Here is a 15,389-nt window from a genome sequence, read left to right as displayed (position 1 = left end):
GTTTTAAAATGGTACTTCCAAATAAAAAGAAACAGTTATTTTATTTTTTACACGCCAAAATCAAAAGTATACGCATGACCGAAACCGCATTATTTTCTCTGTTAGCCCTTCAAAGTGTAGAAGGAGTAGGCGATATCCTCGCAAAAAAATTAATCCATCATTTTGGTGACGCAGAGTCTGTTCTCCAAGCCAAATCCCATCAATTGGCAGCTATTGACGGAATAGGAGCCATTTTGCTCAAGAATATTAAAGACTCCAGTATTTATCAGAAAGCCGAAAGTGAAATGAATTTTATTCAAAATAACGGCATTTCGGTTGCTTATTTTCAAGACGAAATCTACCCTGAAAGATTGAAGCATTGCTTCGATAGCCCATTGTTGTTGTTTTCTGCGGGTAACATCAATTTGAGTCAGCAGAAAATCATTAGTATCGTCGGTACGCGACAAATCACTTCCAACGGAACTGAGTTTTGTAAAAAATTCATAGAAGAATTGGTCCCTCTAAACCCAGTTATTGTAAGCGGTTTTGCCTATGGAGTGGATATTGTAGCGCATCAATTGGCAATGGAATTCGGCTTACAAACCATTGGTGTTTTGGCACATGGCTTAAATCAAATCTATCCCAAAACCCACAAAAAATATATGGCTAAAATGGAGCAAAATGGCGGTTTTTTGACCGAGTTTTGGAGCAGCTCCAATCCTGACAAAGAAAACTTTGTGCGTCGGAATCGTATTGTGGCCGGAATGAGCGAAGCTACCATTGTCATAGAATCGGCTGAAAAAGGCGGTTCGTTAATCACCGCCAACATGGCCAACGATTACAACCGAGATGTTTTTGCCGTTCCAGGTCGCGTTACCGATAAATACAGTCAAGGTTGCAACACTTTAATCAAAACCCAAAAAGCCCAACTGCTCACCAGCGCTGCCGATTTGGTATATCACCTCAATTGGGACTTGAAAACTGAAACCAAATCGGTTCAAAAACAATTGTTCGTTTCTTTAGATCCCGAGGAGCAAAAGATTTATGACTACTTGCTACAATCTGGCAAAGAAATGCTCGATAGTATTGCAATAGATTGTCAATTGCCTACTTTCAAACTTTCAAGTTTACTCTTGAATATGGAACTCAAAGGAGTTATTCGTCCTTTACCAGGGAAATTGTTTGAAGCGATTTAGATGAGAATTTTTAATTTGGGCGTGTCCCTACGTGAAAAACTTCGGGTCGGGCTGTACGTTCCCGCTTTTTTAGTAAAGGCAAGAAAAATGCCTTTACTAAAAAGAGCTCCACTACCATCCCTCACGCACAATGTCATTAAGTTAACGAATTGCTCTTTTTGTTTTCACGCAGATTTATGCAGAAAAATGAATGAAAATCTGCTGAATCTGCGTGCTATTTTTTCTTTTCCCTCTTAATTTAATGACATTGCCCTCACGCGAATCCTGATCTTAACTTATAATTTTCATTTTTCTTCACAATAAATCATATTTTTGAAATAAAAATCAATAATGAAGTTATACGCTATAGAAACCGGAAATTTTAAGCTCGACGGAGGCGCTATGTTTGGCGTGGTACCCAAAACCATTTGGAACAAAACTAATCCCGCAGATACCAATAATTTGATAGACATTGCCGCACGTTGCTTGTTAATCGAGGAAGGTAATCGTTTGATCTTGATCGATACAGGAATGGGCAACAAACAATCCGAGAAGTTTTTTGGATACTATTCGCTTTGGGGCAGTCATTCTTTGGATGCTTCCTTAGCAAAGCACGGTTTCTATCGCGAAGATATTACCGATATTTTTATGACCCATTTGCATTTTGACCATTGCGGTGGAAGCATTCAGTGGAATAAAGACAAAACGGGCTATGAACCCGCTTTCAAAAATGCTAAATTCTGGACCAACGAAAACCACTGGCAATGGGCCACACAACCCAATGCGCGTGAAAAAGCATCGTTTCTGTCCGAAAATATTTTGCCCATGCAAGAAAGTGGGCAATTGAATTTTATCCAGCGACCCGAAGGCGATTTTGGTGCATCAACGGAAATGGGTTTTGATATTTTCTACGCCGACGGCCACACCGAAAAGCAAATGCTACCCCACATTTCTTACAACGGAAAAATCATCGTTTTTTGTGCCGATTTGCTCGCTACGGCAGGTCACATCCCATTGCCTTATGTGATGGGTTATGATACTCGCCCGTTGTTGACTATGCCAGAAAAAAATAAAGTGCTCACCGCTGCTGCCGATCACAACCACTTTTTGTTCTTAGAACACGATGCCCATAACGAAATCATTACGGTACAACACACCGAAAAAGGTGTTCGATTAAAAGAGGTTTTTACATGTGAGGAGGTTTTATAAAAGACTGTTAATATGTATAAAAAAGCCCCTTTTCTTGTAGAGAAAAGGGGCTTTTAAAATTAAGATTAGTGAGGTTTTCTATTTATTCCACTATTACTTTTCTAACAGTAGTTTCGCCTTCACTTTCTATGTACATATAGTAAATTCCTTTTGGGAATTGCTCCAAATTAGCGGTAGTACTAGTGCCATTACTACTAAATGGAACGTTCATTAGCTTACCTAAAGCATCATATACCACCACTTTGATAACTGTGACGTTTTCAATAAAAATAGATCCTTTAGTTGGATTAGGATACACACTTAGTTTTTCAAAGACAATATCCGAAGTAGATAGATTAGCACAAGATTCAGAATAAGAAGCAGTGGCATCTTTACTAAAAGACCAATTGGCATCAGCATACGTTTTGCTATCTACTTGAATACAAGTTAAATTAGGATTTCCTTTGGTTAAATAGTAAAGAGCGTTATTGTTGTATCCATTTTTTAAATTCAAAATAGTCAAAAGATTGTCTTTCACATTTAAGTCTGCAAGTACTTTATTGGTAGAGACATCAAATTTTTGTAAACTATTTTTATTGGCCTGAATGATAGTTAGTAAGATGTTCTTGCTAACGTCCAAAGAGGTTAAATTATTAAAATGGCAGTAGAGTTCAGTTAGTTTTAAATTTTTAGTGACATCCAACTGTGTTAAACTATTGATACCACAATCAAGTACCTCTAAATTTTTAAAATCTTGAATTCCAGTCAAATCTTTAATTTCCGAAAATTGTAAATTAATAGCTTTTAAGTATTCGACACTGGTAGTTTTTACCTTTCCGTTTTTACCGTCATTATCAATCCCTAAAGCAATTAATTTTTCTTCAAATTTAACATCAGGAATAGTGGTATAAACAACAGTAGAAGAGCAGTTTAAAGAATAGTCAGATGTTGTATCTTTTTGTGTAAAATTGGCTACGGCATAAGCAACATCATCCACTAAAATACAAGAAAGAGCACTATTGTTTCTTGTATCCAGCATAGACAATAATGTATTTTTACCATTTTTTAAGTTCAATGTAGTCAGCACATTGTCCTTGCAAATAAGTGTTTCTAAAAGTACATTCTTAGAAAGGTCTAAACTAGCAATTTTATTATTTCTGCAGCTTAGTGTTTTGAGCAGTACATTCTTGCTGACATCTAAAGCTGCTATCTGATTGTCAAAACAAGCCAAATAAGAAAGGTTTATGTTTTTAGAAACATCAAGCGTGGTAATTAAATTATTGTCACAATACAACTCTGTTAAAGCTATGTTTTTACTAAGATCGATGGTCGTGAGCTCGTTAGAACTGCATATTAATGTTTTTAAGGATTTAAAATCTTGAATTCCCGTTAGGTCTTTAATCCCAGCATTCATAATACTAAGATCAGTAAGCAATTCTATACTTGCACTTTTTACTTTTCCGTTTTTACCATCGGTATCGATGCCTAGTAAAATTAATTGATCCTCAAAACTTTCGTCTGGAATTAAAGTATATGAGGTACAATCAGTTGCATTAAAAGAAGCGGTTGCATCTTTTCTAGTAGACCAATTGGTATTAGCATACGTCTCATCATCAACCAAAATACATTTTAGATTTGAGTTTCCAGTAAGATTAATTGCATTGGTTACTATTAAGGTGTTTTTACCATTTTTAAGATTCAAACTAGATAGTTTATTGGAAGTACAATAAAATTGGTTCAGCGCTATATTTTTAGAAACATCTAGTGAGTTTAATTGGTTGTTGGAACAATTTAAATAATTTAAAGCTATATTTTTAGAAACATCTAGAGTAGTTAATTGAGTAGAGATACATCCTAAATGCCTCAAATCAATATTTTTAGAAACATCTAGAGAGTTTAATTTGTTGTTGGAACAACTTAAATATTTTAAAGCTAAATTTTTAGAAACATCTAAAGTAGTTAATAGGTTGTTATTACAAATTAAAGAATTCAAAGCCAAATTTTTAGAAAGATCTAGTGTAGATAATTTGTTAATTTCACAATCTAGGTAATTCAAAGCTAAATTTTTAGAAACATCTAAAGTGGTTAGTTGGTTGTTGTAACAGTTTAAAGTAGTTAAAGCAATGAAATCCTGTATTCCTGTTAAGTCCGTTATTGAACTAGAAGATACATCAAGTGAGGTTATCGTAGCTATACTTTCTGTAACAACTTTACCGTTTTTGCCATCTCTATCAATACCTAGAGCAATTAATTTGTCTTCGAATTTAGCATCTGGAATAAGCGTATAAATAGTACAATCCAAACTAAAACTAGCTATAGCATCTTTGGTAGTCGTCCAACTAGCAGCTGTAGTAAGATTTGCAACTTGTATACAAACTAATGTTGGATTATTAGAGCAGTTTAAAGTCGTAATTGCCGTATTTTTTGAAAGATCTAATTTTTTCAATTGATTTCCAGAGCTATTTAAAGTAGCTAATGCTACAAATCCTTCAATTCCTTTCAAATCGGTAATAGTGCTATTAGAAACGTCTAATGCTGTAATAGTTGCAATACTTGAATTTAATACTAAACCATTTTTACCGTCTGTATCAATGCCTAATGCAATTAGTTTGTCTTCAAATTTAGCATCTGGAATTTGTGTCACTGAAGAGCAGTCATAAGAGGAATAAAATGCTGAAGCATCTTTTTTAGTTGCCCAATTCGTGTTGGAATAAGTTAAATCATCAACAGCAATGCATCGAAGATCCATGTTATTTAAGAAAGATGTCGTAAAAGGGATACCTAAAGAATTTCCATATATATTTTTATAACCTACGTTAGCTGATGATAATAAAAAATTATTGTTATTATTTTTTAAATTTAAACTAGTCAATTTATTGAATTGACAGTTTAATATTTGTAAAGCATTGTTGTTACTTACATCAAGTTGTGTAATTTGGTTATTATTACAAACTAAATATTTTAGTAATTTATTGATACTTACGTCTAGGTTAGTTATTTTGTTGTTGTAACATAATAAACTTTCAAGATCTTTGTTTTTTGACAGATCTAATGTTGTCAAGTTATTATAGCTACAATCTAAATATTTTAAAAGAATATTATTAGTTAAATCGATATTGGATAAATTAACGTCTCTAATATTTAGTTGTTCAAGTTTCGTATTTTTTGAAAGATCTAAAAAAATATATTTGTTTGTACCTCCATTATTACCACAATTCAAATATTGCAGATTTGTATTTAATGTTACATCAAGACTTTTTAATTGATTTGCAGTACAATATAAACCAGTAAGGTTTAAATTATTACTTACGTCTAAAGTCTGGACTTTATTATACTCAAAATCTAATTTTGTTAAAGCAGTATTTTTTGTAATATTTAAGACACTAATAAGATTTGTGTTAAGATTTAAAACAGATAAATTCAGGTTATTGGAGACATCAATTGATGATAATTTGTTTAAAGAACAATCTAGATTTATTAAAGCTGAATTTGTTGAAAGATTTAAAACAGTTAATTCGTTACTGTATAAATCTACAGATGTAAGTAATGTGTTTTTTGAAAGATCAATTGCATTTATTTTGTTTATTCGACAAGTTAAATTAGTCAATAAAGTACATTTAGAAATATCTATATTATTGATTTTATTGAAATTACAGTTTAAAGTTTCTAAAAGTACATTTTTAGAAAGATCAAGAGAGGTTATTTGATTACTATAACAACTTAAAGTTTTTAACGCAACAAAACCCTGAATCCCTGTTAAATCAGCAATATTACTTATTGAAACATTCAAATCTGTCACTTTATCAATGTTGTTTGTCAATACTTTACCATCAGGAGCACCTGAATCATATTTAAGAGCGATTAATTGTTTCTCAAAATTAAGGTCAGGGATCAAGGTATATTGTGATCCTAGAGACGAAACATCAACCACAGAAACATTGTCTACCAAGATTTCTGAGTTCAGCGTACCTGTTGTCCAGATATCTACTTCAATAGATTCGCTTACTGTTGGTGTGTAGTCAAATTCTATTTTTCGCCATTCGCTACTAGAAGTTACAGCATCTGTTTTTTTGGTAATTTCTGTTTTAAAAGTGCCTGGCTTGTGATACAAACTTAAGTCAATGGCCGAAAAAGAACCTGTAACGAGTTTGTGATACATCGTAATGCGATACGTTTTGCCCGCTACAACCGGAAAAAATTCGCTATTGATGTAATTAAACGTTCCACTAGTAATTTGCATTTTAGTACTCGAGCTTCCATTTTGTGCCGAAGTGCTTTGGAATACTAATCCGTTAAAATATCTAAACCAATTATCTGGTTGAGAGGAGGATGCCCAGTTTTCGAAATTACCATTGGGCACCAAACTGGTTTGGGCTTGCAAGGTAATCGTCAAAAACAAAAACATCAAAAGTAATTTTGTTTTCATATTAAAAATGTATTTTGTAATAAAGTACTGCAAGTTTATGAAAACCCTTTTGTTTTAACTAATTAATTGATTGATAATAACAATTTTTTTGTTTTGTAAATTTTATAGGCTTTACATCCGTCTTTATCACAAAAAACAGTTAACAATTGTACGCTATCTAATTCACTTCTCTTATTTTTGGACAGAAAAACTAATTCAAATAGATCATCGAATGAAAAAAATAAAATACACCCAATGGGCATTAGTATTGGCATTGGCTTTTTGTTTATCGGGTAATGCACAAACTGCCAAAACATTTACGGGTAAAAAAGGAAAATTAACCGAACAACAATTACTACGTTGGTCGCATTTAGATTTGGCTACAGATAGTATTCCTGGTATGAGTGTTGACAAAATGTATGCGGAGTTAATCAAAGATAAAAAAGGCAATAAAGTTATCGTAGGTATTATCGATTCTGGAGTGGATATCGAGCACGAAGACTTGAAATCAGTGCTTTGGACCAACAAAAAAGAAATTGCTGGTAACGGTATTGATGACGACAAAAATGGTTATATCGACGATGTACACGGTTGGAATTTCTTGGGCAACGATTTACACGAAACCCTTGAAATGACGCGTATTGTGAAAAAAGGCGACGATGGTTCAGCTACCTACAAACAAGCCAAAGCAGCCTATGATAAAAAATATGCAGAGGCGATGCAAGGCAAGCAACAAGTTGATTTTATTATCAATGTTGACAAAGTGGTGCAAAAACACTTGCAAAAAGAGGTGTATACGCTAGATGAAGTAAAAGCCATCTCAACTACAGCGCCTGAGTTGACCAATGCGAAAGCTGTGATGACTCAAATTTTGGCCAATGCTGGAGGGAACTTTAAGGATCAAATCGAAGAATACCGTAAGTATGTGTACGATCAATTGAACTACAATTTGAATTTGGAGTTGGACGGACGTAAAGTTGTCGGAGACAATCCAGAAGATATCAAAAACATCAAATATGGGAACAATATTGTTTTTGGTCCAGATAAAGAAGAGGCCTTACACGGGACTCACGTTGCGGGGATTGTTGCACAATCACGAAACAATAATTTAGGTGGAGATGGGATTGCTAACAATGTTGAAATTATGACCATTCGTGCCGTTCCAGACGGAGATGAATATGACAAAGACATTGCTTTGGCTATTCGTTATGCAGTAGACAATGGCGCTAAAGTCATTAACGGAAGTTTTGGAAAAAGTTTTTCACCACACAAACAATGGGTGTATGACGCTATCAAATATGCTGAGAAAAAAGATGTGCTTTTTGTACACGCAGCGGGCAATGATGGACTTAATATAGATTTAGCCGAAAATGCTAATTTCCCGAATGATTCAGACGATAACAAAATAGAATTTGCTTCGAATGTAATCACGGTTGGTGCTTTAAACTATAACTATGGCGAAGAGGTAATTGCTGGTTTTTCTAATTATGGTGCTTTTAATGTAGATGTTTTTGCTCCAGGGGAAGAAATCTATGCTACCATCCCGAATAACAAATACAAATATTTGCAAGGAACTTCAATGGCTTCTCCAAATGTAGCGGGTGTAGCGGCAATGATTCGTTCTTATTTCCCAAAATTATCAGCCAAACAAGTAAAACAAATCTTGATGAGTTCTGGAACACCGTTACCATCAAAAGTAGTTGTTGGCGAAAAGAAAGAATTGAAAAACGCTACCGAAGTAGGCAAATCAGCTGCTATGGTTAATGCTTATAATGCTTATAAAATGGCAGAGCAATTGAGTAAAAACCCAAAAGCGAAAATGACAATACAAGGGTAAAACCTTTCAGTAATTAATGTAATATATAGTTATGCGAATAAAAAAAATAGTTTTAGTCTCCATTTTACTTTCCAATTTTGGATGGCTTTCCGCCCAAAATACTAGTTATTGGCAACAGCACGTCGATTACAAAATGGATGTGACGATGGATGTGAAAACCTATCAATACAAAGGGAAACAAGAATTGATGTACACCAATAATTCGCCTGAGACCTTGACTAGAGTTTTCTATCATTTGTATCCCAATGCTTTTTCACCTGGAAGCGAAATGGATGCGAGAATCCAGAGCATCAAAGATCCTGATGCACGTATGGTGCACAAAGCCACGGTAAATGGAGTGGAAACCAAACAAAGCCGCATCAAAGATTTGAAACCCAACGAAATTGGTTTTTTGCATATTGCTAATTTTAAACAAGATGGCGTAGCTGCTACGGCGAAAGAAGTAGGAACGATACTCGAAGTTACTTTGGCTAAGCCTTTATTACCAGGTGCAAAAACGATTTTCACACTAGATTTTGAAGGACAAGTTCCGGTTCAAATTCGTCGTTCTGGACGCAATAACAAAGAAGGTGTCGAATTATCGATGACGCAATGGTACCCAAAAATGGCCGAATTCGATTTTGAAGGTTGGCACGCCGATCCTTATATCGCTCGTGAATTTCACGGTGTTTGGGGAAATTTTGATGTGAAAATTACGATTGACAAAGCCTACGTTTTGGGTGGCTCGGGTTATTTGCAAAACAAAAACAGCATTGGCTATGGCTATCAAGATGCTGGCGTTACGGTGCCAGTCAACAAAAAAGCCAAAACGCTGACTTGGCATTTTTATGCTCCTGAGGTGCACGATTTTACTTGGGCTGCCGATAAAGAGTATTTGCACGATGTGATAAAAGGACCGAACAACGTCGATTTGCACTTTTTATACAAAAACAATCCAAAGATTATTGCCAATTGGAAAGCCTTGCAACCCAAGACGGCAAAGCTTATGGAAATCTACAATGAAACCGTTGGCAACTATCCTTACAAGCAATATTCTGTAATTCAGGGTGGCGATGGCGGAATGGAATACGCCATGTGTACTTTGATTTTAGGCGAAGGAACTTTCGAGGGATTATTGGGAGTTACCGGTCACGAAATGGCGCATTCTTGGTTCCAACACGTTTTAGCGTCTAACGAATCTAAGCACGGATGGATGGACGAAGGTTTCACTTCGTTTTTAGAAGATTATGGTCTGAATGCCATTTCCGATAAACCCGTTGAAAATCCTTTTATCAATGCCTATAAAGGTTATCTTGCTATGGCCAATTCTGGTGAAGAGCAGCCGCAAAGCACGCACGCCGATCGTTTCGACAAAAACCGTTGGTACAGCATTACCTCTTACAGCAAAGGCGAAGTTTTCTTAACGCAATTGATTTATTTGATTGGGAAAGACAACTTATTGAAAACCCTAAAAAAGTACTATCAAGACTTTCAATTCAAACATCCAACGCCAAATGACATCAAAAGAAGCGCAGAACGCATTTCTGGCGCCAATTTGGACTGGTATTTGACCGACTGGACCCAAACTACCAACACAATTGATTATGGCGTAAAAGAAGCCAAAGACGCCGCCGACAAAACTGTTGTGACTTTAGAACGTATCGGGCGTATGCCAATGCCTATAGATTTGTATGTAGAATACACCGATGGTACTACCGAAAGCTTCTATATTCCGTTGCGAATGATGAGTTTTGAAAAAGAAAATCCTACGCCAGCCATCAAAAGAACGGTGGCCAAAGATTGGGCTTGGGCGTATCCCACCTATGAGTTGACGATTGGCAAACCCAAATCAGCCATCAAAAAAATCACCATCGATCCTAGTGGTTTACTAGCCGATGTAAAACCCGCCAACAACATTTTGGAGGTGAAATAATTTTTTCGAAATACCTTAAAAAGTCTAGTGAAAGCTAGACTTTTTTTTATCAAATTTCTGAAAGGTTTACGAGAAGGAACTACCATTTGACTACGAATTCGTGCCCATTCGTGTCATTCGTGTTTATTTTTTTAGGAGCAGCACTTCTTTGCGTACCACACGAGTTGTCCCGCTTTCCGTTACAATCTTATGCCCCGAACCCCGGACCATAAGGATTTCCACTACAATCGGGGCTAGGCGAGGACTTTTTGTTTTCATAACAAAAAAAGCAGCAATATCGTTTTGATACTATTGCTGTTTCTTGAGATTATAAATACTGCAACTTTACACCTGACCGGTTTTTAAAACCTGTCAGGTGTGAAACAGCAAGAGCGTCGTTATTGCGAGGAGCTTATTGTTTGTTTGTAAATGATTGTGAGTGTACGAACTTGAAGCTAGTATTAGCGTTGGAAATTCTAGCTGTTAGGTGTGGTTAATTTGTCCACGGATTTATTATTTTGTGTTTGCCTTTTGGTAAAAGTTTTTTTGTCATTTCTATTGCTTGTTTAATGTCTTTTGTTTTAAATGTTTTTTCACCTTCTTCTTCAGAATTGTCTTTAAAAAAACCAATCCAAATTACGTCTTTGTCGCAAAATACAATTGGTGATTTAAAGTCATCATTTATTTGTTCAATTACATTGCTAAATATTAAATTGTCGTGACTAAAAGTCGGATATAGATGATAAAAGTGTTTTCTGAATTCTTCAAAAACGTCTAGTTTAAAGCATAATGTTCCTTTAGCAATTTCTTCGCTAAAATATTTCCACCGATGTTTAAGAATTTCATCAACCGACAGTGTTTTTAAGTCCTGATAAGTTTTGTTGATTTTAATGCTTTTATGTTGTTCGGCCAACTGAAATATGTCAAGCTGTTTGCCAAGCCATTTGTCAATAATAGTTGCAATTTCTACGATGTCATTCGTATAAGAATTACAAGCAATTATTCCCCTTTCTTCTAATTGCAAATGTTTGTCATTTAAGCCTACATAAGTAGATACCTCAATAAATCTTGAATTTACTATTGCCCCAGCCCAATCTTTATAGTTCATTTTAATGAAAGAATTGTTTTCGGTCTTCAGTCTAACAGTTGAGCCTATTTTATCAAGCTCAACTTGCAAGTCATTTGTCAAATGTGTTGTTTCTTTCATTTTTAATTATGCAAACGTCAGTTTTTTATACAGTTTGACGTTCTCTTTCTACTAGTGGTTTGGGACTAAACTTTACCCTATTTTAGGATTTCCATCCCGAGGTTTCGGGATCCAAATACAAAACTAACTTCTCATTAAACCTATTGCCTAAATCCGTTGTAGTACCTGTTAGGTTCTGGCTTTATATTTCCATTTTATTAATTCCTATTAAAATTTGTTCTAATTTTTCTGTAATGATTCTTTGAGATTTTGAGGTTTCTATTCTTAACGGACTATCCCAATCATCATTTTTAAGAACAATAATTTTGAAGCATCCATCATTTGTTTCAAAATCTCCGTACCATCCTAAATCAACAACTATATTTGAATTTCTAAATTCAATTTGTAAAAGATCTTCAGCTAGATTATATAGACTTCGTTTTTCAGAATATTCAGTTTCTGGATCATAAGTTGTGAAATCATTTTTAATTACTTGACAGTCTTTTGGAACTATTAATTGTTGTATTTCAAAATTCATATTTAATCAACTATTTCGGTTAGATTTAAGCCTAATTCTTTCATAACTTGGTCAATATTAAATTCAAAGTCTTTCGGAATATTTACTGTTGCTATTCCGCCAAAGTCAATTTGCCAAAATCCACCACGCTTGGTTAATTCTTCTCCCAATACTCTGTAATCTGATTCTTTGTATTGTGGTGATAAAAAAAAGCGTCTAGTTAAAAAATCTGAATCTTTTAAAATTTTGATGATTTCATGATGTCCATCATCATTTATCCTAGTTTTAAATTCAGTTCCTTTAGTTAAGCTACAATTGAAGATATCATTATCGGTCATTCTGAATGTATTATAAGATAACTGTTCTACATAGAAAGTAGTTGTAGATTTCTCTCTTTTGTCATAAATCCATATTTTAACTTCTTTTGTTTCCATTTTTTTTAAACTTTTGCCTAACGTTCTGTTAATAAGTCGTGATTGGGAACTAAATTAGGATTTATTTTTCGGTTATCACTAAAGTGCCAAATACAAAACCAACTTTCCATTAAGCCAAATGCTAAAATTCGTTGTAGCAGTAGCAGTTGCTTGTTTAGATTATTCAAGATGAATTACTTTTATAGTTACTTCTTGGCCGTCTTTCAATTTCTCTCCAATTATGTCTTCGGAACCATAAACATATGGTGCGCCGAGTAATAATATATAATTTTCGGTACGATTTATTTTAATTTTAACCGATCCTGAACAATCGGTTACATATTCCGCTATTTTAGGGAATTGCTTCATTGGAAACCCTATTGACTCTATTCTAACATCAATAGTATCAAACAAATTTCTTCTAGGTTGTTTAGTTTTACTATCTATTGAATTTACTTTTATAGTAATTTGATTATCTAAATCAGTTTTTCTATCGCAGTTTATAAATAATAAAGCTGTTATGAAAGACCAAAATATAATTTTCATTTTAAGAAAGTTTAACTTCATTTTGCAAGTATTTAATTCGTTCGGTTATCCAATTGCTGGTAACGTCAGTTTGTCTCAAAACCTTCATTATTAATTTTTATATTTGGACTCCTATCTTTTAAAAATCACAAATAATCAATTATCAGATACTTGATTAAGGTTTTAGACAGTTTGGCGTTCTAGTGCTTGGCGAGGTTGCGGGTTTCGGAACCGATTATTTTCTATCAAAGATAAAATTTGTGGCGATGTGTAAACGTGATTTTTACAAAATTCGCAATCTTGACAAACGCTTGTTGTGTGCTTTTTTTATTCAAGTACTATTTCACATTCACTATCAAATACTTCTGAGTTTTTACATCTCAAAATTATTTTTTTTCTATTTTTAAGTTCAATTACTATTTGAGAATTTTTCTGTTTTTGTTCACAAAATATTTTAGATATTTCATTGTCTTTAATGTTAAATTTGTTTGAGTAATCTTTAAATATGAAGTTTTCATCATCTTCGATATCTCCTAAATCTGAATAATTTATTGTTTTGGTATCTTCCCAAAATCCAGCTCCAGCATCAAGAAAATATTTTTGCCAATTCTTTTCATAAATTTTTAGATATACAAATATTACAGATTTAGTTTTTAAATTTTCACAAGTTAATATTTTATCTAACGAGTAATTTTCAAAACCCTCAACTACAAAATTGCGAAGAAAATATAATTGATTTTCTAATTCCTCATTCATGTTTTTTATTTTAATTTCCCCGCTAGCGCGATGCCTCTGGCTCGTGCTCCCACCCGCTAGCGCGAGCGTCACGCTCGTGCCCGCAACTAATTTATATCAATTTCTAAAATAGTTTGGTCATTATTACCATAATTTCTGGCACTACTATATTTCCAATCGATAGCATCGGTAACAAAACCAGTTACTACAGGATTATTATGAAGGTAATTCAATTTTTGTTCAAATACCTTTAGCGACCAAATTTCAATTGGCTGATTATTTTGTTGCCAGAACTGTTTTTCCTTGACATTGCTATTTTTCTTTCCAGCTCTTTCAAACATCCAAAGCATCCAATCCTTTCTGCTTTCTTGCTGGTTTTCTTCAATTAGTTTAAGCATTTTCCGGGATGTAAAACCCTTAAAATCTCTAATCAAGCCAGAGGGGTCTCCAAGTGATGAACGGAAAATTAGATGAATATGACTTGGCATTATGCAGTATCCATAAATCTCCATTCCCTTATTTTTTCTACAAAAATCTAATGATTCTATTATCGTATCAAAATAGGCTTCTCTTGTAAAAACATCTATCCAATAAACTGTAGCAAAAGAGATAAAATATGCGCCGTCTTTTTCTGCAAATTTATATTTTCTACTCATTTTTATAAAACATAAAAATTAAACTACAATGTAGTACTTTTAGTTTAATTTCAGTACTTACACTTTACGGGCACGAGCAAGATGCTCGCGCTAGCGATGAGAGAGTACGAGCGTGACGCTCGCACTAGCGGGGGGCAAGGCATCGTGACTGCATATTTTCTAATTAAGTAAAAAGTTCAATGCGAAACTGCAATTCCACTAAATCCTTGCATCTTGTGTAACTGCTGTTAGCAGATGTTTTTATTCCAATTGTTCTTCTGGTCCAATATATTTATTTGGCAAAATTGTTTTGTTAGTAAATCCTTGTCTGCGACTAATTGAAAAGTAGTTTAATGGTTGTCCAAATGTGTCAACAACTTTCTGCATATTTTCTATAAGTCCATCTCTAAACATATTTCTTTTATTTTTTTTGAACATTAAATGATAAAATGAAGCCCACATAATTGCTGCATCTCTGAATTCTATGTCTTTTTTTGGACCAATTATTGAATAGCAATTTGTTTTTGGAATTACAGATTCTGCAAGTTTATTGTTAACTACGGAACAAGATGACATAAAAAGTCTTTTCTTATACAAATTACCATCAAGAATTTCAGCGAGTTCGTCAAAGTGAATTTCATCAAGAGTTGTCCAAATTGAATCTTGATTTTGACCACCATGACAAGAAATGTGTAAATATCTATAATCACTATCATAGAATTTGCTTATTACTTCTTTAAATTCACTTTTTGTGCGTACGTAGTAATATTTGGTTTCAATCTTACTCAATTGTAGAATATTAGATATAATGTGACCTTCAAAGCGATTTTTTTCTTCATCTTTAAAATCTAAACTTTCAATGATGAATACTTTTGGTTTTGATGTTTCTGATTTTGACATTTT

12 protein-coding genes are annotated in these 15,389 nt (G+C 34.0%); 4 read left to right on the top strand and 8 right to left on the bottom strand.

All coding sequences use genetic code 11. The annotated features are described in order from the left end of the window. Positions 1–74: 74 nt before the first annotated feature. Positions 75–1,175 carry a DNA-processing protein DprA gene (gene dprA, locus WFZ86_RS12370; protein ID WP_342692202.1) on the top strand — a complete coding sequence of 367 codons (1,101 nt, stop codon included), beginning with the start codon at positions 75–77 and terminating at the stop codon, positions 1,173–1,175. Positions 1,176–1,505: 330 nt separating this feature from the next. Further along, on the top strand, positions 1,506–2,363 hold the full coding sequence (locus tag WFZ86_RS12365; RefSeq protein WP_342692201.1) for an MBL fold metallo-hydrolase: 858 nt from the start codon (positions 1,506–1,508) through the stop codon (positions 2,361–2,363). An 82-nt stretch (positions 2,364–2,445) separates the two neighbouring features. On the opposite strand, the gene WFZ86_RS12360 is transcribed toward WFZ86_RS12365, so the two are convergent. Next, positions 2,446–6,768 carry a T9SS type A sorting domain-containing protein gene (locus WFZ86_RS12360; protein WP_342692200.1) on the bottom strand — a complete coding sequence of 1,441 codons (4,323 nt, stop codon included), beginning with the start codon at positions 6,766–6,768 and terminating at the stop codon, positions 2,446–2,448. Positions 6,769–6,979: 211 nt separating this feature from the next. Between WFZ86_RS12360 and WFZ86_RS12355 the strand changes: the two genes are divergently transcribed. Beyond that, a complete protein-coding gene (locus tag WFZ86_RS12355; protein ID WP_342692199.1) occupies positions 6,980–8,584 on the top strand; it encodes a S8 family peptidase in 1,605 nt (534 codons plus the stop codon). Between the two features lie 31 nt (positions 8,585–8,615). Continuing rightward, positions 8,616–10,496: a M1 family metallopeptidase gene (locus tag WFZ86_RS12350; RefSeq protein WP_425402876.1), complete on the top strand. Its 1,881-nt coding sequence runs from the start codon at positions 8,616–8,618 to the stop codon at positions 10,494–10,496. Between the two features lie 472 nt (positions 10,497–10,968). Here the strand turns inward: WFZ86_RS12350 and WFZ86_RS12345 are convergent, their stop codons facing one another. The 7 genes from WFZ86_RS12345 to WFZ86_RS12315 all read right to left on the bottom strand — a co-directional run bounded on the left by WFZ86_RS12345 (position 10,969) and on the right by WFZ86_RS12315 (position 15,386). Then, positions 10,969–11,682, bottom strand: coding sequence for a hypothetical protein (locus WFZ86_RS12345; RefSeq protein WP_342692198.1), 714 nt, complete (start codon positions 11,680–11,682; stop codon positions 10,969–10,971). A 181-nt stretch (positions 11,683–11,863) separates the two neighbouring features. Further along, the gene (locus WFZ86_RS12340) at positions 11,864–12,199 is read right to left on the bottom strand and encodes a hypothetical protein (protein WP_342692197.1); all 336 of its coding nucleotides are present in this window, start codon (positions 12,197–12,199) and stop codon (positions 11,864–11,866) included. A 2-nt stretch (positions 12,200–12,201) separates the two neighbouring features. Then, complete coding sequence (locus WFZ86_RS12335) at positions 12,202–12,612, bottom strand: hypothetical protein (RefSeq protein ID WP_342692196.1); 411 nt, start codon at positions 12,610–12,612, stop codon at positions 12,202–12,204. 159 nt (positions 12,613–12,771) lie between these two features. Further along, a complete protein-coding gene (locus WFZ86_RS12330; RefSeq protein ID WP_342692195.1) occupies positions 12,772–13,137 on the bottom strand; it encodes a hypothetical protein in 366 nt (121 codons plus the stop codon). Positions 13,138–13,443: 306 nt separating this feature from the next. Next, the gene (locus WFZ86_RS12325) at positions 13,444–13,872 is read right to left on the bottom strand and encodes a hypothetical protein (protein WP_342692194.1); all 429 of its coding nucleotides are present in this window, start codon (positions 13,870–13,872) and stop codon (positions 13,444–13,446) included. 86 nt (positions 13,873–13,958) lie between these two features. Continuing rightward, positions 13,959–14,507: an REP-associated tyrosine transposase gene (locus WFZ86_RS12320; protein WP_342692193.1), complete on the bottom strand. Its 549-nt coding sequence runs from the start codon at positions 14,505–14,507 to the stop codon at positions 13,959–13,961. Between the two features lie 240 nt (positions 14,508–14,747). Then, positions 14,748–15,386, bottom strand: coding sequence for a hypothetical protein (locus tag WFZ86_RS12315; RefSeq protein ID WP_342692192.1), 639 nt, complete (start codon positions 15,384–15,386; stop codon positions 14,748–14,750). Positions 15,387–15,389 lie beyond the last annotated feature (3 nt).

Source organism: Flavobacterium polysaccharolyticum, assembly GCF_038739875.1.
GTDB lineage: Bacteria > Bacteroidota > Bacteroidia > Flavobacteriales > Flavobacteriaceae > Flavobacterium > Flavobacterium polysaccharolyticum.
This window is presented reverse-complemented; position numbering and strand designations above follow the sequence as displayed.

Coding starts and splice junctions, on each gene's coding strand:
- WFZ86_RS12360 (WP_342692200.1), bottom strand. CDS start 6,768: ATGAAAACAAAATTACTTTTGATGTTTTTGTTTTTGACGATTACCTTG.
- WFZ86_RS12350 (WP_425402876.1), top strand. CDS start 8,616: ATGCGAATAAAAAAAATAGTTTTAGTCTCCATTTTACTTTCCAATTTT.
- WFZ86_RS12320 (WP_342692193.1), bottom strand. CDS start 14,507: ATGAGTAGAAAATATAAATTTGCAGAAAAAGACGGCGCATATTTTATC.
- dprA (WP_342692202.1), top strand. CDS start 75: ATGACCGAAACCGCATTATTTTCTCTGTTAGCCCTTCAAAGTGTAGAA.
- WFZ86_RS12335 (WP_342692196.1), bottom strand. CDS start 12,612: ATGGAAACAAAAGAAGTTAAAATATGGATTTATGACAAAAGAGAGAAA.
- WFZ86_RS12330 (WP_342692195.1), bottom strand. CDS start 13,137: ATGAAAATTATATTTTGGTCTTTCATAACAGCTTTATTATTTATAAAC.
- WFZ86_RS12345 (WP_342692198.1), bottom strand. CDS start 11,682: ATGAAAGAAACAACACATTTGACAAATGACTTGCAAGTTGAGCTTGAT.
- WFZ86_RS12315 (WP_342692192.1), bottom strand. CDS start 15,386: ATGTCAAAATCAGAAACATCAAAACCAAAAGTATTCATCATTGAAAGT.
- WFZ86_RS12355 (WP_342692199.1), top strand. CDS start 6,980: ATGAAAAAAATAAAATACACCCAATGGGCATTAGTATTGGCATTGGCT.
- WFZ86_RS12365 (WP_342692201.1), top strand. CDS start 1,506: ATGAAGTTATACGCTATAGAAACCGGAAATTTTAAGCTCGACGGAGGC.
- WFZ86_RS12340 (WP_342692197.1), bottom strand. CDS start 12,199: ATGAATTTTGAAATACAACAATTAATAGTTCCAAAAGACTGTCAAGTA.
- WFZ86_RS12325 (WP_342692194.1), bottom strand. CDS start 13,872: ATGAATGAGGAATTAGAAAATCAATTATATTTTCTTCGCAATTTTGTA.